This window comes from Moritella marina ATCC 15381, assembly GCF_008931805.1.
Taxonomy (GTDB): domain Bacteria; phylum Pseudomonadota; class Gammaproteobacteria; order Enterobacterales; family Moritellaceae; genus Moritella; species Moritella marina.
Window position 1 is genome coordinate 2,019,369 of record NZ_CP044399.1, and the last position, 18,402, is coordinate 2,037,770.

The following is an 18,402-nucleotide window of genomic DNA, read 5'->3' on the forward strand; positions in this document are numbered from 1 at the left end:
CTGTGATCCGCTTGAAATTAGCAGATAACTATCGTTAGATAGCAATTATAGGCGTTAGATTCTAAGACTGGCCACATTTTTGGCGTGATATAAAGTAAAGGTGTTGCTAAGTACATAAAAATAAAGCCAAGTTTTACGTCATGTATTTTTATTACAATCTATAAAACTTGGCTTAACTACACATTTAAGCTATTGAGCTTAAGGTTTATCTTTGGCTCTATAAGCCTTGTTTATACTGTGCATTCGTTGCAATAGGTACCATAGTGCTTAACGCTACTTTCGCATCATCATCACCCGCAAGTAAAGCTTCAAAGTGTTTGATTAACTCAACCTTATCCTGCTCTTCTTTAGAACCAGCACCAATATTCGTTAAATCAATAAAGAACTCGTCAAACAAATCAGAGAAGTCATTAATCACATCAAAGTTTAAGAACTGCTCATCGTTGTAAATGCTTGGGTAGCCGCCTTTTTGCTTATCAACAGCAAACGAAATACCTTTCACATTGGTAATTGTTGTCGCTTTTTCACACTTCAACATACAACCGTCTTCAATCGCCGGCTTCTTACAGCCAACAGTTTGTTGGAAGAAACACTGACGGCTCGTCATCATCAGGATTGGGTGGTAAATACTGTAGAACATTTTGAAATTTTTAGGACGACTAATGTTTCTGATTTGAATACGATTAATTTCATTAGAAATAAACGCACCAGCACAATTTAACTCTTCTTGTAATGTTAATAGTGCATGTGAGTTGGTTGTATTCAAGAAAGGCCCAGCAACCCACTCAATCCCCATTTCAAATGCTTTATACGCAATACCAGTATTGTTAGTCACGATACGTTTTGGTTTTACTTCTTCAAGGATCTTAACTGACTCTAAGTAATCCTTACCAATCAATACCGCAGGGAACCAAGGAATTAAACGCGGGTTTTCTTGTAATAATTTAATGTGTTTAGGACAATTCTTTTTCAAGCTTTCAGGGATCTTGAAGTAGATATCGGCATCCGTTACATCTGCAAGGTGTAGATCTTTCGCATTCGCAATCATCAATGATAATTTTGGCTTATCTTCTACTTTCGGATGTTTAGGTAATGCAGGTACTTCTACATTTTTAACAACATCACGAGAACCATTCAAAATAAATGCAACTTCATTTTTAAGCTCGCTTAACTCTTTAAACGGTACCGTTAAGTTAGCATCGAAATTATCAAAGTTCATTGGCGCTAAATCAAACGTCGCATTGTTGAAACTACGGAAGCGTTTTTCGACGGTTTCAGGCGTAATTGAAATTTCATCCGCAGCCGCTAAAACAGAACTACTTTGCACTTCAAATGCAGTATTTCCTGTTGTTACATTAACAGTTAATGGTGCGCCCAGTTTTGCCGAAAATGCTAACGTTAAGGCAATTTTGTCGATGCTCAAATCTTTAATTTTTTCAGCTAATTCTGCACCTAGAGCATTTTTATCTGTATAAAGGTCTTGCTTCACATCATGGATCTGCACAACCGAAATAGCATCACTTTTTTCTACCGCGTAGTTAACACTGTTATCACGTGGGTTATCCGTAAACATTTTTTTGTTCAGATTGCCCTGCAGAAATGAGTTAGTAAAACTACGGTTAAATACTTTATGTAGGTTACCATCGTCTGCTAATAGTTTACCTGATTCAACAAAGTTGTTGATCTGCTTACGCCAAGTATCAACAACAGTGTAAACATAGTGAGCGCCTTTAATACGACCTTCCACTTTAAGTGAATCAACACCCGCATCAACCAATTGTGGTAGATCATAGTATGCAGAATTATCTTTTAAGTTCAGTGGGAAGCGATGACCTTCAGCAGTCACTTCGTACTCATCACGGCATGCTTGACTACAACGGCCACGGTTACCTGAATTACCAACACTTACTGAACTTGAATAGCACTGACCTGAGAACGCAATACAAAGCGCACCATGTACAAAGACTTCTGTTAATACGTCATGGTCATGAGCAACGGTTGTTAGCTGCTTAATTTCACCTAGATTTAGCTCACGAGATAAGTTGACGCGTGTTGCACCAATTTTCTGTAAGAAAAGGATCTGACCTTCATTATGCGTTGTTAACTGAGTAGACGCATGGATGTGTAGTGATGGAAAATGCTTTTTAACAATGTTGAAAACACCTAAATCTTGCACTATGATGCCATCAATACCACTGTTAACGAGCTTATTAAGCAAGCGCACTAAGCTAACAACTTCGTGTTCTAAGATCACAACGTTCAAGGTTAAAAACACTTCACAGCTGTGTTCATGTGCAAGTCGTAATACGCCATTTAGCTCATCAAACGAAAGATTGGACGCACGGTTACGGGCATTAAACATATCTAAACCGCAGTAGACCGCATTTGCACCAGCAACAATCGCTGCTTTAATCGCTTCTACATCACCACCCGGTGCCAATAATTCTATTTTTCTACTCATGCTAAATAACCCACTTAATGCTTTTATTGTAATTTTTTGAGGGGGCATTCTACCTGTATATGCAGGTCAATGCTATGCATTCGGAATTATTGATCTAGATCAATTTTTAAAACGAGGAGTCATTGGGGGGGAACGAGGGCATAAATTTGATAATACCCAGGATAAAGTGGCTATTTCACCTTGGGTATTATCACACTTTTAATCGTGTTTTAAGGCTGTCTTTAATACTATTTTAATGCTTTAGCTTCATCTATTTAGCGTCAGGGACTAATTGTTTAATCGCACTCGGTAATAACACCACGATTTTACCTCTCACTGGATGCCACAATGCCGATAGCAATAATAGCGCTGCGCCAATGGCAACCCCCGTCATGGCAAAGTTAGTACCGACATCACCATACATGCTCATCAAGCTTGATAGCGCATAAAGTACGTACACCAACGATGACACCATAAATGCACGGCGATCAATAATAAGAGAGATGAATGACATCAATATGTATAACGCAACGATCACGGCAATACTGCCGATGCTTTCATCACCATTTAAGATACCCACCATCAAAAATACCGGATGAATAATCAGCGGCGCAGAAAGTAGATGCAACCAAAATGCGGTATCTGTACGATTTGTTACGCGTTGGAGATCGGAAGAATCCCAATACATGGCAAATACAAAGGTTAATATACCGCAGACAAGTATCACAACAAGAGCCCAATCAGTTAGTACATTAAGCATCTCTGGCGTTGCGAATGCCGATACAAAAGACGAAATAATAAAACCGATAACCGCCGCGGTACCCGCTGCAATTGTAATCGGCACATTGAAACGGCGCCAATGACAATAAGCAGCTAGCGCAGAGATACCCGTAGCAGCAACTATTGCTTGTTCACCCAACGAAGCAAAGACTGTCATTGATAACTGAAACACACCACCAATAAAGGCCAGTAAAAGCATAATCGCGGGAAAGGCCATTTTTCTTTTTAACACAAAGAACTCAGCAAGTGCCCACGATAATGCGGCAAACGTGGCTAAGGCCAAGCGCAAGTCGACCGATTTAACTGCCCATAATGATGAAAACAGCAGTAACGCACAAGCAATCACAATGAATATGTCGTTAAATCCGCCGATTAAACGAATATTTTCTTCATCAACACTAGCTACTTTTGTTGTTGACTGATTTTCCGGCTGTTTTGCTAAATGTTGGTCACGTCGAAATTCATCAACGGACGATGCAGTAAATATTCCTTTATCTACTGCATTGTTAAGATCTTCATCTGTATACATAATGGCCCTAAAAGTGTTATTAATAATATAATTATCTATTATAAAGTGCTGAAGTGTATTGGCTTTATTTATCAGGAACAACAAAACTGTTAATTAATTTCATAAAACAACTAAATAGAATGTAAATACAGCACACAACTACTCCGTTTTAGTTAAAGTGTGATCTAGGTCCAGCCAGCGAGTATTTATTTATTCATAATGGTCGCCTAGTCACTGTCTATTTAATAACAATGGCCCAATAAATAAACCGCAAAAAATCAAAATAGCGTATGCATTCATTCAATGCTGTAAATGCACTTTCACCGTTATACGCTATTTCATAAGGAGATGTTTTGAACCCACAAGATTATTTTAATCAACTTAACGATGATTATTTAGCACTTCACCGCCGTAAAGAAGACTTATTCTGGCAAACGTACATGGGCACCAGTGACGACCATGATGGTTTTACCGCTGCAGAAGAAGCACTCAGTGCATTTATTTCCAACCCCACTCACATCCAAGCAACACGTTGTAACCTTGAAGTGTTATTACAGCTAACCGATGAAGAAGACGAGCTTGTTAAAGGCCTTAAAGGTTGGTTAGCCTTTTTCGATGCGAATGCGATTGAAAGTGCCGATGGTAGAGAAAAAATGGCCGCCCTTATTCGCTCTGAATCAGCCCTGTTTGCCAAACGCCAAGAATACCTGATGTATTGCAATGATGAGAACGGCGACAAGCAACAAGCGTCTTTAACGGTGCTCGCAGCCAATATCCGCACCAGTGATAATGAATCTGTACGCCAATCGGCACATCAAGCCTTGTTAGATCTTGAACAATGGGTTCTGAATAACGGTTATATCGAATTAGTTAAACAACGTAATGACTTTGCTCGCCAACAAGGCTTCCGTAACTTCTTTGATTACAAAGTTAATAAAACTGAACAGATGACACCAGAGCAACTGTTCACTATTTTAGATGATTTTGAATTACGTACCCGTGAACGTAACCAAAGCAGTATTCGCAATCTAGCTGAAGCTAAAGGTGACAGCGCAGTGCAAGGTCATAACTTTAGCTTTATGTATGCCGGTGATGCTGCACGCCAACTTGATCCTTACGTACCATTTTCAAAATCATTACGTCGTTGGATTGAATCATTCGGTCGCCTGAATATTGATTACTCTCAAGCTGATATGACCTTAGATTTATTAGATCGTGCCGGTAAATACCAAAATGGTTTCTGCCACGGCCCTATCCCATCATTCTATGCTGAAGATAAGTGGCAGCCAGGTAAGATCAATTTCACCAGTAATGCCAAGCCCGATCAAGTCGGCAGTGGTTACGATGGTATCAACACCTTGTTCCATGAAGGTGGCCATGCCGCACATTTCGCCAATATTAAATTAAACTCACCGTGTTTTTCACAAGAGTTTGCTCCGACATCAATGGCCTATGCTGAAACCCAGTCTATGTTCTGCGATAGTTTATTAAACGATGGCGATTGGTTAAAACAATATGCTTACAACGCGGATGGTGAAGTAGTGCCAGATGAGGTTATTCAAGCATTAATTGCCGCTCAGCAGCCGTTTAAAGCGTATCAAGAGCGCAGTATTTTAGTTGTGCCGTATTTTGAATGGGCCGTGTATAGCACAGATGAAGACTTGCTCACGCCTGAATACTTAACGACACTCGCACGTGATACAGAACAACGTATTCTAGGCCTAGCAACCAGCCCACGTCCATTACTGGCTGTGCCGCACCTGTTATCACAAGAAGCAGCCTGTTCTTATCAGGGTTACTTACTTGCGCATATGGCGGTATATCAGACTAGAGCTTACTTTACTGACAAGTTTGGTTACCTCACTGACAATCCAGCAATCGGGCCATTACTGGCTGAGCATTACTGGAAACCAGGTAACAGCATTAGCCACGATGCAACACTACGTAGCTTAACAGGCGAAGGCTTCTCTGCCGCTTACCTTGCAGAAACTTGTAATAAAAGCAGTGAAGAAGCTTGGTTACAAGAACAAGCTAAGATCGTCGTAGCACAGGCAAGAACACGTGCAGAACCTGCAGACCTGAATGCTACAATCAGTATTGTTGATGGCGCAGAGACTATTGCAGACAATGCTGTTTCTGATAATAAGCTATGCGATGACTTCGAGACTTACATTACCCAACGTTATGGTAATGGCCGCTAGCCGATAAGGCTAGCGCGAGATAATTCTATATTAGTACGTACCTTTTAATTTTAAGAGGTACGTACTTCAGCGCTAACCTCCTCCCCTATTTAACAGACTTTGTCACTTACTAACCCACATAATTAAACGCGAATAATTATGATAATAACAACCTCAGATACTGATCTAAAATCCATTCCAGTACGTATAGTTAATATACTCCAAACCTGTAGCTTAAATAACCGAGTCAATAATTAGCGAGGAGACATCATGACGTTAACAATATTTTATGATGGTCAATGTCCATTATGTTCTACCGAAATGAATAATCTAAAAAAACACGATAAAGTCGATGCCATTCATTTAGTCGACCTACATCAAATAGATTTTACTACCCTCTATCCAGAGATAGATGTAAGTGAAGGCATGAAGATATTACACGGCACCTATCAAGGCGAATTATTACTGGGGCTTAAGGTCACTCACAGGGCTTGGACATTAGTCGGGAAAGGCTTTTGGGTCGCGCCATTAAACTGGCCAATCATCCGTACCGTGAGCCATTGGGTTTACTTAGTCGTTGCCAAATATCGCCAGCCAATATCCACTTTTCTTGCGAAACGTTTGGGCATTAAAACCGATAATTGCAATTCAGGAACTTGTCATGATAAAAACACAGACACTGATAATCGGCGCTAACAGCGTCATCGCTAAAGCTATAGCCGCTAAACTACAAACCGATACAGAGGTGGGATTAATCGTCATCAGCCGTGATTTAAGCTGTTATTCAGGTATGTGCAACGAACAAATTAACAAAATCACCGTACCTGACTATCAATCAAGTTCGATTGAACAAGCGATTATAGGAATAACACAGTGCGACCAAGCACTTATCAATCAAGCGCCGATAACCCAGGTGTTTATTTGCAATGGCGTATTACATAACGCGCAATTGAAACCCGAAAAACGCTTAGAAGACTTCAGCGCTCAAGCATTTCAGCAAGTCATGCAGATAAACGCGCTTATACCGATGCTGTGGATACAGCAGTTGACGCCAATATTAACGGGTAACACGCCCTGTACGCTAACTGTATTCAGTGCACGAGTTGCCAGTATCAGCGATAATCATTTAGGTGGCTGGTATAGCTATCGCGCATCTAAAGCCGCGCTCAACATGCTATTAAAGACAGCCGCAATAGAATTATTTCGACGCGCTAAGAATATCAAACTCATCGCCTTTCATCCCGGCACAACCGATACGCCACTATCAAAACCGTTTCAACAGAATGTCCCTGCAGATAAGCTATTCACCAGCGATTTTGTCGCTGCACAGCTGTTAAATATTGTGGAGAATATCGAGGTTGATGGTGAAGCCAGTTATTTGGATTGGCAAGGTAAGTCCATTACTTGGTGAGTTATCCCCCCTCCAAAAACGCAATACCAAACACCGACAAGGTAAAATCCCCAGCTTTGTGATTGTTCACTAAGAATCCGACTTCTCTCACATCTGACGAGACGAGTATAGGTGCATTGCTGATCAATCGTCCTCGGAAAGAGGCTTTAAAATCGACAAGCGGAAATGTGAATATTTGGCGTTGGCCAGCAACAGTATCAAAGTCCTGTTTGTAAGCTAAGCGATAACCATTATCAAACACCACCGCCCTTAATTGATAACAGTTACCGTCACCTTGTATGTCTATTTGAATACTATGTAGTTTTGTCGGAACGCCCTCAACAGGCCGGAAAGCCGAACTAAAACCACCATTATTTTCCAACGATATATGCCCGCTAAATATGCCATGGCCACCGTTGAATAACATGCGGCCTTCAGACACTCCACCCATAACACCATCATTCGTTATTCGCCAAAGGGCAATGCTTTCTGCACTACTTAAATCTACCGCACGCGTTAAATCGATCATGATACTTCCTTTACTTGCTCACTTTGAATTCGTTCTTTCAAGTATTTAATAAACAACTGAGTACGCGTATGTTCATAATCTAAAGTTGGATAGTAAGCACATACCGAGCCGTGGTCAACCGTGACATCTGGCAATACCTGTACTAATTCGCCGACATCAGTTAAATCTTTAAGCATCTTTTGGCTGGCAAGTAACACCCCCATGCCGCATTTAGCGCCGTAAAACAATGCTTCAGGATTGGTCGTAGCAAAATTACCTCGCAAAGTAATACGATTGCCTGTTGATAGCTTCACATCGCGTATCGGCCGTTCACCCCAAATCAACATATTGTGTGATTCCAGATCTTCAATCGTTTCAGGCTTTCCGTACTTATCGATATAATCTGGTGATGCAAAAAACTTGGCATCATTTTTAAACAGTTCAATTGCTTTATAACTGTGGGAGTTTAGCTGCTCTAAATCACGGCTAATAAACACATCAACATACGTTTCAGGCATTTGCCCTGGAGATGTCGTCAACAATTGAATTTTAATTTTAGGATACATCAGTAAAAAGTCGTTTAAATACTTAATGATGAATTTAGAACCCACCGCAGTTGTCGCACCAATCTTCAACAAACCAGTCGGCGTTTGATTAACCGAACGTGCTTCATCCACCAGTGCCATCCACTGATCAAGTTGCAACCGTGAGCGCTGATAAAACAACTGCCCTGCTTCAGTCTGGTCTAATGAACGCGTAGTCCGCTTCAGTAACTGCACACCGACTTTATCTTCTAACCAATTGATGCGCTTGCTGATCGCAGAACCTGTGGTATTAAGCTGATAAGCGGCGCCATTAAAGCTGCCCTCCTCAACCACTTTAATATAACTACGCACACACATAATCCAATCCATCACGACCCCGCTTACAAACATGCGACTGAACAAACACTCAGTCCTAATAAGCATTAATCTAGCATGGTTATATTCTTTTATGGCAAAAAAAAGCCTTAACTCAACAATCCCTTTTATCACAGGAACCGAGGTTAAGGCTTAATTTACAATCGAGTTAGGTTATTTCGCCGCTTTCACAGTCGATTTTACCGCAGCTTTCACTGCAAAATAATCTAATACAATTTTAGTTTTACCGGTTAAATCACCGACCGGTTTAAATTCAACATGGATATTATCAGTATCAATTTTGAAGGTATTTACTTTCAGGAAAAGTGCATCGGTTTTAGCTGTATTGACGTCAATATTAACCGCGACAGCACGGCCATTAACGAACAAGTCAAACGCCGGGGTATTTTTATCCTTCGGGATCACCAGTTCGATACTGTAGCTTGAACCAGCATCCGCATACGCCATGGTTTTTAAACCACCGTCATCAGTCCAAAAGGTCTCAGACATACCAATGTTTTCAGCTTTCCAATAACTGAAATAGGCATGGTAGTCGTCGGTATTTTCTGGTGATGAAGAAGTCCACATTACGTTATCAAGTTCCACTTCTTCAGTATAACTAAAGCCGTGCTCTTGCATCGCTTTGTTGATCCATGGCAGTTTAATTGCCACATCTTCAAACGTATCACTCCAACCAAACTCGGTATAATACTGTACGCCAATTTCACCTAGTAGATAAAACTCACCGTCTTTTTCCACCGTAATACCAGAACCACTATCGCCATGAATAATTAACCACTGCAGATCACTTTGTTTAAAGTGGTCGGGTTTAAAGGAATACTCAGACAACCACTTCTTATCAACTTCATTATATTCAACGTATTTTTGACCACCGTTACGGCCATTATAATTCCCAAAACCGACGCTATTGACTTCATAACGCTTATCTTTTGGAAACATTGCTTCCGTTGCTAGCTTAGCCGGTTTAATGCCACGAATTGGGGTATCCAAACGAACAAGTGCGAAATCATATATGTCGTCTTTAAACTCATATTCCCCGTACTCACCGTTAGGATCGGTTGATGCAGAAACGGACTTAACCGTGGTGTATTCGCCATTTTCATCTTTTTCAAACGAAGTACAGGTCACCGTATTACGATATGATTGTGATTTAGAACCGGATACGTGATTTGCAGTGACCACCCAGAACGGATCGATTAGCGTCGCAGAACCCGCATTCATATGACATGCAAAATCAAACTTGCTCTGTAATGCAAAAGTCTTATGTTGAGATACTGAGCGGTCATAACGCGCAAGCCCGGCATTCGCCGTCATCGAAATAGACGCTAGAACAGCTGTAGCAATAAGTAACTTTTTCATTATTTAACCTCACTTAAATTGATTGCTTCTAAGCTGTGATAACCTTCTGACTGCGAGAAATCCCACTGACGAGCAACACGTTTATAAGTCACAGTTAATTCATCATCAATCGAGGTAGTGTTAAATACAATACTGTTTTGAACCCCTGTCATGTGCGTTGTAATGTCATTTTTAATGGTCACGCAGTGCTGTTTAATACAAGCCGTTACATCCGACGAAGACAGCCAGTTGTGCGTATAAAGATCAAGTTTATAACGACCGATGCCCTCGGCTTTGACGTTAAAGCTAAAGCCACCATCATTCAGCACCATGGCATGATTAAATTGCTCAGCATAGTCGGCATAACTACCACCATCCCAGCTATAACGATTAGCGTGGACAGGTTCACTCCCTGGCATATGCTTAATAGCGCCAATGTTATCGCGATTCTGTTTTTCAACAAATGTATCGACATCATAGAAAAACTGCCAATCAAGTCCCAACTGGACTTAATGAGCATCCAATATAGAGAATTATCATTGATACAGTCTTAATATAAACTGTGTTCATGAATATAAAAACAGCCCCATTTAACAAAATCCCACTTGCCTTAGCCATGATGATTATTGCTACAGGACAAGTTGGTGTCAGCATTTACCTGCCTTCACTGCCATCAATAAGCCGTGATCTTGGCGTGTCTCAAGCCGACGTACAGCAACTCGTCACTCTATTTTTATTGGGGTTTGGATTATCACAACTGTTCTACGGCCCGCTCTCTGATGCGATTGGTCGTCGTCCAGTATTCTTACTGGGACAAGGCATCTACTTAGTCGGAACGCTCATCTGTGTGCTGTTACCAGATAGCTTTACCGCGCTTATTATAGGTCGATTATTACAAGGTTTAGGTGCAGGTAGTGCATCGGTACTGGGCCGCAGTGTGCTCCGCGATAGTTACAGCGGTAGTCAATTAACACAAGCGCTGTCTTATATGTCGATCACTGCATCAATATTGCCGATTGTAGCCCCTGTTGTCGGTGGCTGGGCGGCATGGCATTTTGGCTGGCAATCAGTGTTCAGCTTTGTTCTCTTATATCTATCGGCTATTTTGACGTTGGGTTATTTTGTATTACCAGAAACCCTGCCCCATGCAGTCACCAAATTTAAGATTAAAGACACAATACGAGGCTATTGGCATTTATCTCGAAACTATCAAGTTATCTCATCAGCCAGCTATAATTGGATTGGTTATTTATCAACGCTGGTATCCGTATCACTGTTGCCATTTTTATTGCAAGAAGGCTTAGAGCTCAGTGCGGCAGAGTATGGTGAAGTGATGATCATCCCTTCTGCAGGTCTGTTAATCGGTAGTTTGACACTCAATAAATTGAATAAACGTTTTACCACCAATCAATTGATGTACTTAGCATCGAGTATCATGATGATGGCGGGCTGTTGGTTGGTCTTTAACGAAATGTCGTTAGTAAATATCATATTTGGTTTCACCTTGTTAACCATCGCACAAGGTATCAGCTTTCCACTGTCAATCAGCATGTTGCTTGCGCCGCACAGTAAGCAAGTTGGCGCAGTATCAGCGTTATCAGGGTCTGTGCAAATGTGTTTAGCAGGGCTAGTCGGTGGGTTCTTGATTAAGCACTTTATCGATAGTCAACAGAGTCTCGGCCTGTTTTATTTAATCACCGGGTCATCCATTGCGTTAGTCCTCACCCACAGCCGTTACAAACAGCGGCTTGCTGCCAATACAGCATGTTGATAACAGATAAACTCAATATTGAGCTGGGTAAGTAATGCATCGAAGGACGATTTTGTGATCATTTTTTGCTATTATTATGCTTTATCAAATTTAACAAGGTAAGTTGTATGTCAGTATGGAAGAGTCTGGTGATGGTATGTGTTTTGGTACTGAGCGGGTGTACTAACATACAAAATTTACGCGATCTGGATGTGAGTTTAGTTAAGATCGAATCGATACCGTCATCTGGATTATCGCCTCGTTTTAACGTGCACTTGTTAGTCTCAAACCCCAATGCACAAGATTTAGATATTGAGGGGCTCAGTTTACAACTTAATGTCGCAGATAAAAAAGTCCTATCAGGTGTATCAAATCAGCTACCGACGCTAAAGGCCTATAGTGAAACACCTATCGAAGTACAAGCCAACGTCAATTTGTTTTATATATTCAAAGTCCTCACATCCTTAAATCAACAGTCAGGTGAAGGGATCAAGTATCAGCTTAAAACAACCATAGATCCGCAAGGCTTTATTCCATTAAATGTCACTAAAGAAGGTATTTTAGATGAGGAGATTTTACAGGGGCTTTCTACAATGGCTAACTAGCCTCACTAAATAATGCCGAGTAGAATAATCAAAAAGAATATCAACACCTTCAATGAGTCGCTATTTCTGTGGTTCTTGATTACACACTTTAAACGTCTCAATATTTAATTTACATAACCGGTCATTTCTACAAAACCCTCGCCGGCATGGGAACCTTTAAAAGTGACCATGCCTTCAAAATATTCAATACCAAAGCGCATGATCTGCTGCTGATTAACAACCGCGACACGTACATCAACATTCAAACCAATACTTTTTTTTTCCACCTGCAAGTCAAAAGCATAGGGATAATCCACCGTATCGCTGACATGACTAACCAACTTAATATCGTTCGCATCAAGAATTTCAATACGGCCATCACGATACATCAAACTGCCATAAACAAAATCCTGTTCAGAAGAACGAATACGGTAAATCATCAACGCCTTATCTGTCGATAAACGCAGAGAAAACCAATCCCAGCCCTGTTGATCTTGCGCTAGCATTGCCGATCCCCATTCGCGGTCAAACCAAGCCGAACCAGTTACATTCAACCATTGCCCCTGCCATAATATTTCACCTTTTACGTCAATAAAGGGTTGAGAATAATAATGGCTAGCGATGGCTTCATTTTGATGTTTTTTACTATAGCCCTGCTCGCCTTGCAGAAAAAATGGACTCGCCGTCGCCAGCGATAATTTTACCTGCCACCCTTCATCGTCCGACCGTGCAGCACCATAGCTAAGTGTCGCTGGTAATAACTGTGCTGGTAATCGCTCTGAAGATAATCGTTTCTCTGGTAATAATGCCGCCGTCGACTGCCATAACCAATCATCAATGACAGCACTAAAAGGTTGCTCGGTAAGCGTAACATTAGCCAACTCTTCCCGACCTTGCCGGAAGCTAGCAAGATGCACCTTAGTATCCGCTAGCGCGCCATGCGCAAAATACCACTGCGCTTGATTGTCTGCCGTACGGAATAACGTCCACTGCGTAGCAAAACGCATTCCCGTGTCACTCTGTAGGTTAGCCGTTAAGTACCACCATTCATGGCGATAATCTTTATGTGGTAAATGATCTTGCGGAAAACTAAGCTTATTTTGTGGAGACGCTTGCGTATATTGCAGCGCTTCACCTTCTCTGACTTTAAGCGGGTTTCTATTCAAGAAAGAAGGTGTTTCGCTTTGCTTGCCATAAGGCAATAACAAGAGCCCTAACAAAAGTGTTAGCAAGACTCCTAGCAAAACTAAAGACACGCTTAATTTAAAAACATCACGTGACTTCATCTGCGACTCCTTAGACTCAAGTTAAACAGTGGGATGCTTAGCGCTGGTAACAAAAATAACAAGCCTAATATACTGCTTATGGCAAAGGAGCCGACATTGAACAGCAGTGGCATTGACCAACCAAAAGATGCCGGTAATGCTTGGCTCACCAATGCATCTGCCAGTATCGTGGCAATTGGCCAACTTAAGATCACACAACCCACGGCAAGTAAGCACCATTGCATCAGCATATGCACAAACAGCTCAACCTTGCTGTAACCCAGACTGCAGAGGATATATAAATCCGCTTTACGTGCCAGTTCTAAGCCATTAGCTGATAAAAACAGCCCAAAGCAAGCAATCACCAGTAATATAACCGCAATCAGCTGCGTCAGTAAAAAGGTCTGGGCAAAGATTTCCAGCGCTAATTTTTTTACTTGTGCGGGTGCATATACTTGTTCATCTGCCAACCCTAACTGCATCGCCACAGCTTGCTTATCGATAACGCGATCAGGATAAAAATACACCCCGAAACCACTATAAACCCAACCCGTAAATAACGTATTTACTTGCGGTGTATCTAACGTCAGCGAAAACCCTGGGTAGCCGTACTCATAATAGATACCTTGAATATAGCAACTATATTGTGACTTCCCTTGGCGAAAGGTAATTAATTGATCAACGGCCAATTGCTGATTAAGCGCGAGCTGTTCATTGATAAAACACCCCGGTTTGGTCTTGCTTGATGAGGACTTTAATAATAGCGAATCCAGCTGCCGAGATGATTGAAAACTGGATACTTTAATGGCTTCCTTATCCATCCTCGCCCAAGTATGTTGATGCAGAATATAGCTATCAACATCTGTGTTATTTTGCAATCCGAGTTCTACCTGCGACTTTTGACCATGGTGATAACGCATAAACAAATCGGCACTTAATTGCTGATCGAGAAAACGCACAAATGCGCCCTCGAAACTGTGTATCATTAGGGCGGCAGAAATGCTGGCAGTGAGTGCTAAATAGAACGCCGTCAAAGGTAAATAACGCCGGCCAATCTGGTTACTGGCATCTTTAAAGAGATAGTCAATCCGAAAAGCATGACCTTGAAAATCGTCGCCCCTATAATAATTGCCTCGTAAAAGCTTAAAACCCAACCTAAAACCAAGTCTAAAAATAGACCTTAAAATAAGCCCGATGAGCAATAACATGCCTTGTAAAAAATGCGGTAACAGCGCCACACTCGCGAACAATAACCAGCCGTACTTCAGCATGATCTGATACCAGTCATGACTAGGCCACACGCTAAATAACAGTAATAAGCTAACGCCGACCACAAAAGTTAACCATCGCGGAAAGTGCGCTGTTGATACACTTGCAGATAGCGTCACATAAGCCGTACTGATGCGCTTAAATTGCTTTGCTAATGCCAACAATACCGCGACCGATGAGATAAGCAGCGCCCATAACCCGTATTGCCATTGCCAAGCAAAATGCCCCGTCATATTAAGTGAATAAAGCTGACTAAACGTCAACCCCATTAACGGTAGCAACACAGACACCAAGGCAACAGCAATCAACACCCCGACAATACTGGCAACCAGCACCAACAATAAAGCTTCAATCAGCATCGCTAGTTTAATGGTATTTAGCGCCACTCCCAATAAACGTAACTGCATGGCTAATTCTGCACGTTTATGCCAAGCCTGCTCACCCGCCTGAAACGCAATAAACAGACTGACAATAAATCCTAATACCGCCAATGCCATTAGGTTAAGATGTAACGCATCCGCAAAACCACTACGCTGTTGATATGACCAAGGTTCGTTGAGCGATAGATGCGCGGGTAATGCCGCGGCTAATACTTGCTTCTGCGGGGCCGTCAATGGTGCGACCATTAGCGAGGTAAAATCAATCTGCTGCGGAAATAACAGCCAAGCTAACGCGATATCAATTAGCGCCACCCTACCCCACTGCTCGCTAGTGGTTAAACGAATGGGGATAACTGTCTTATCAGCCAATATCAGTTCACTATTAACACCTAGTGTTATGTCGATATCAGCGACGAGTGACGCCAGATGCGCTTTAGTTAACAACACAGCTTGATGATTATATTTACTAGGATTGGCAATACTCAGCGCCAGCATATCGATAGCAAGGAACTTCAGCCGTTTACCATTAATCAGGTGTTTTCGAAAAGTTAATATCGGGGTTATTTGCGTAAAACCCTGCCTGCGCAAGTCAGCAAAGTCAATTTTACTCACTCTAGCACCTTGCTCGGCGACAATATAAAAACCGACCGGACTGGTTAATTGCGCATTGGCTTGGTTATATTGCTGTTTACTCGCATGATTTAATACCAGAATGGATAACAAGGTACTGGTCGCAATGGCTAAACTAAAAATAAAGCCCAAATGTAATAAGCGATGATGGTTATATTCTGCAATTTGAGTTTGTAATACCAGCCGCAGCTCTTGCCAAGCATGTCGATTGATCATCTCTTTCAAACTACCTTGCTAATTATGGTTAGCTGACCATCGGCTAATTGATAAGTCTTATCCATTTTGCCCGCCACATGGTGGCTATGCGTAACCAGCACGAGTGCAGTATCGTGAGATTTAACTAACTTAACCAACAGCGCCACCACACCGGCACTATTATTGTCATCAAGATTACCGGTCGGCTCATCAGCAAGCAGTAATTTAGGTTGAGCGCTCAGAGCCCTCGCAATCGCCACGCGCTGTAATTCGCCACCAGAAAGAGTCAAAGGATATTGCGTTAATAAAGATTGGATATCTAACTGTCGAGCCAATTCCCGACACAGAGAAGCATCGTAGCGCCCAGCCAAACGGGCACTAAAAGCAATATTGTCCTGAACCGACAAACTAGACAATAAATTATACTGTTGAAATATTATCCCTAACTGTTTTTTTCTCAACTCACTAAGCTGCTGCTCACTCGCATGTGCCAGTTCAACCCCAGCAAGCGTGATCTGTCCTTGCTGTATTGGCTCTAGCCCAGCAATAAGATTAAGTAAGGTGGTTTTACCGCTGCCACTGTCCCCCATCAGGCCAATGCATTCACCTTGGCCTACAGCTAAGCTTAGATCTGACAGTAGTTTTCGCTGATTATGGCCGTCAGATATTTGGTGATTAAGGGATTCGATGATTAATGACACACTCATTCCTTTCAACGTGATAGCGATGAAAATAATGCTCATACCGAGCTGCTAATTTAAGAATAGTGGTGTTTGTAAGAATTGATAAATCTATGACTGATGATAAGATAAAAATCACAAGAAAAAGGCTAAAAAAAAGCGACTCAAGTGAGTCGCTATGATTTATTCTTAGCACTGGCCATTGTTAATAAGCCAAGCTTAAAGAACCGTTATTATTTTTTCACTGGACGGCGACGACGTGGTGGCTGTGAACGTTTTGGTACATAACCTAAGATAGAATCAGGGATGCCTACTTTCGCTTCAAAACCTTCCACTTCTTTACGTTCGATAACATGTTCTAGCAATTGTTCGATAGCACATAAGCTACGGAAATCATCACGAGATACCAGTGAAATAGCTTCACCCGCAGCACCAGCACGGCCAGTACGACCAATACGGTGAACATAGTCCGCTGCTTCTTCAGGTAGATCGTAGTTAACTACACGATCTAAATCATCGATATCAATACCACGAGAAGCAACACCAGTCGCAATAAGTAAGCCTAGATCACCGGCTTTAAATTCTGCAAGCAACTGCTCACGCATCGCTTGACTACGGCCACTGTGGAATGATTCCGCTTTGATACCGCGTTTTTCAAGCTGAGAAACTAATTTAGCCGCACCACGTTTAGTCTCAATAAAGATTAACGCTTGCTTCCAGTCATTTTCAACAATCATATGGCTAAGCAATGCCGATTTCACATCTTTATCAACCACTGTTAACCACTGGTCAATTTCTGGTGCAGTTGTGTTTTCTGGTTCAATCGAAATTTCCAGTGCGTAGTTAATAGCAGTTTTTGCTAAGAAACGTACTTTGTTCGATAACGTTGCCGAGAACAATAAGTTTTGACGTTCTTGCGGTAAACGCTCGATGATTTTGTTGATGTCGTTAACAAAACCCATGTCTAACATTCTGTCCGCTTCATCGATAACTAATACTTCTAGTTCATCGAAATGCAGAGCTCGTTGATGGATCATATCTAATAAACGACCCGGCGTCGCAACAAGAATATCAACACCTTCGATTAGACGTTGTTTCTGTGGTTCCATCTCTACACCACCGTACATCGCCATTGATGTAAGGTGTAAATGACGACCGTACTGCTCAACATTTTCAGCTACCTGAACCGCTAATTCACGTGTAGGCGTTAAGATTAGCGCACGAATACGTTTAGCACGTAATGTATGCTTGTGGCTGAACATTTGTAGTAGTGGTAATACAAAACTTGCTGTTTTACCTGTGCCAGTTTGCGCAGCCGCGATCAGGTTTTTACCCGATAAAATAGCCGGTATTGCTTTTTGTTGAATTGGCGTTGGTTGCGTGTAGCCTTGTTCGGCAACTGCTTGTGTAATTAATTTGTTTAATCCAAACTTAGAAAATGGCATTTTTAATCTCAGGTATTTGATAAATAGGTAAAATAAACTTAAATAGATAAACTGCTAAGGTTGGAATTAATAACAGTTTTATATTGGCGTGCATTCTAACACGAAGCAAGGCTTGCGGGGTAACTTAACGGTTACTGTTT

Annotated in this window: 15 protein-coding genes; 5 read left to right on the forward strand and 10 right to left on the reverse strand. The window is 41.6% G+C overall.

The genetic code is table 11. The features are described from left to right. Positions 1 to 217: 217 nt before the first annotated feature. Both FR932_RS09110 and FR932_RS09115 read right to left on the reverse strand, forming a co-directional pair. Positions 218 to 2,461: a peptidase U32 family protein gene (locus FR932_RS09110; protein ID WP_019628906.1), complete on the reverse strand. Its 2,244-nt coding sequence runs from the start codon at positions 2,459 to 2,461 to the stop codon at positions 218 to 220. 250 nt (positions 2,462 to 2,711) lie between these two features. Continuing rightward, entirely contained in the window at positions 2,712 to 3,749 is a 1,038-nt protein-coding gene (locus FR932_RS09115; protein WP_019441833.1) for an MATE family efflux transporter, read from the reverse strand. 332 nt (positions 3,750 to 4,081) lie between these two features. On the opposite strand from FR932_RS09115, the gene FR932_RS09120 reads away from it, so the two are divergent. The 3 genes from FR932_RS09120 to FR932_RS09130 all read left to right on the forward strand — a co-directional run bounded on the left by FR932_RS09120 (position 4,082) and on the right by FR932_RS09130 (position 7,319). After that, positions 4,082 to 5,929, forward strand: coding sequence for a M3 family metallopeptidase (locus FR932_RS09120; RefSeq protein WP_019441832.1), 1,848 nt, complete (start codon positions 4,082 to 4,084; stop codon positions 5,927 to 5,929). Positions 5,930 to 6,178: 249 nt separating this feature from the next. Next, the gene (locus tag FR932_RS09125; RefSeq protein ID WP_019441831.1) at positions 6,179 to 6,604 is read left to right on the forward strand and encodes a thiol-disulfide oxidoreductase DCC family protein; all 426 of its coding nucleotides are present in this window, start codon (positions 6,179 to 6,181) and stop codon (positions 6,602 to 6,604) included. Beyond that, on the forward strand, positions 6,570 to 7,319 hold the full coding sequence (locus FR932_RS09130) for an SDR family NAD(P)-dependent oxidoreductase (protein WP_019441830.1): 750 nt from the start codon (positions 6,570 to 6,572) through the stop codon (positions 7,317 to 7,319). The genes FR932_RS09125 and FR932_RS09130 overlap by 35 nt, the downstream gene beginning before the upstream one ends. Before the next feature lies 1 nt (position 7,320). On the opposite strand, the gene FR932_RS09135 is transcribed toward FR932_RS09130, so the two are convergent. From FR932_RS09135 to FR932_RS09150, 4 genes are all read right to left on the reverse strand, one after another. Further along, on the reverse strand, positions 7,321 to 7,827 hold the full coding sequence (locus FR932_RS09135; protein ID WP_019441829.1) for a CIA30 family protein: 507 nt from the start codon (positions 7,825 to 7,827) through the stop codon (positions 7,321 to 7,323). Continuing rightward, positions 7,824 to 8,720 carry a LysR family transcriptional regulator gene (locus FR932_RS09140; RefSeq protein WP_026032175.1) on the reverse strand — a complete coding sequence of 299 codons (897 nt, stop codon included), beginning with the start codon at positions 8,718 to 8,720 and terminating at the stop codon, positions 7,824 to 7,826. The genes FR932_RS09135 and FR932_RS09140 overlap by 4 nt, the downstream gene beginning before the upstream one ends. A 159-nt stretch (positions 8,721 to 8,879) precedes the next feature. Beyond that, the gene (locus FR932_RS09145; RefSeq protein WP_019441827.1) at positions 8,880 to 10,085 is read right to left on the reverse strand and encodes a trypsin-like serine protease; all 1,206 of its coding nucleotides are present in this window, start codon (positions 10,083 to 10,085) and stop codon (positions 8,880 to 8,882) included. Continuing rightward, on the reverse strand, positions 10,085 to 10,567 hold the full coding sequence (locus FR932_RS09150; RefSeq protein ID WP_019441826.1) for a hypothetical protein: 483 nt from the start codon (positions 10,565 to 10,567) through the stop codon (positions 10,085 to 10,087). The genes FR932_RS09145 and FR932_RS09150 overlap by 1 nt, the downstream gene beginning before the upstream one ends. Before the next feature lie 65 nt (positions 10,568 to 10,632). Between FR932_RS09150 and FR932_RS09155 the strand changes: the two genes are divergently transcribed. Both FR932_RS09155 and FR932_RS09160 read left to right on the forward strand, forming a co-directional pair. Next, a complete protein-coding gene (locus FR932_RS09155; RefSeq protein WP_019441825.1) occupies positions 10,633 to 11,835 on the forward strand; it encodes a multidrug effflux MFS transporter in 1,203 nt (400 codons plus the stop codon). Positions 11,836 to 11,942: 107 nt separating this feature from the next. Continuing rightward, entirely contained in the window at positions 11,943 to 12,419 is a 477-nt protein-coding gene (locus FR932_RS09160; RefSeq protein ID WP_019441824.1) for an LEA/WHy family protein, read from the forward strand. Positions 12,420 to 12,523: 104 nt separating this feature from the next. Here FR932_RS09160 and FR932_RS09165 read toward each other — a convergent pair whose 3' ends face one another. The 4 genes from FR932_RS09165 to FR932_RS09180 form a co-directional block, all read right to left on the reverse strand. Next, the gene (locus FR932_RS09165; protein WP_019441823.1) at positions 12,524 to 13,684 is read right to left on the reverse strand and encodes a lipocalin-like domain-containing protein; all 1,161 of its coding nucleotides are present in this window, start codon (positions 13,682 to 13,684) and stop codon (positions 12,524 to 12,526) included. Further along, the gene (locus tag FR932_RS09170; protein WP_019628907.1) at positions 13,681 to 16,158 is read right to left on the reverse strand and encodes an FtsX-like permease family protein; all 2,478 of its coding nucleotides are present in this window, start codon (positions 16,156 to 16,158) and stop codon (positions 13,681 to 13,683) included. The genes FR932_RS09165 and FR932_RS09170 overlap by 4 nt, the downstream gene beginning before the upstream one ends. A gap of 5 nt (positions 16,159 to 16,163) precedes the next feature. After that, entirely contained in the window at positions 16,164 to 16,838 is a 675-nt protein-coding gene (locus FR932_RS09175; protein ID WP_019441821.1) for an ABC transporter ATP-binding protein, read from the reverse strand. A 212-nt stretch (positions 16,839 to 17,050) separates the two neighbouring features. Next, positions 17,051 to 18,262: a DEAD/DEAH box helicase gene (locus FR932_RS09180; protein ID WP_019441820.1), complete on the reverse strand. Its 1,212-nt coding sequence runs from the start codon at positions 18,260 to 18,262 to the stop codon at positions 17,051 to 17,053. Between the last annotated feature and the right edge of the window lie 140 nt (positions 18,263 to 18,402).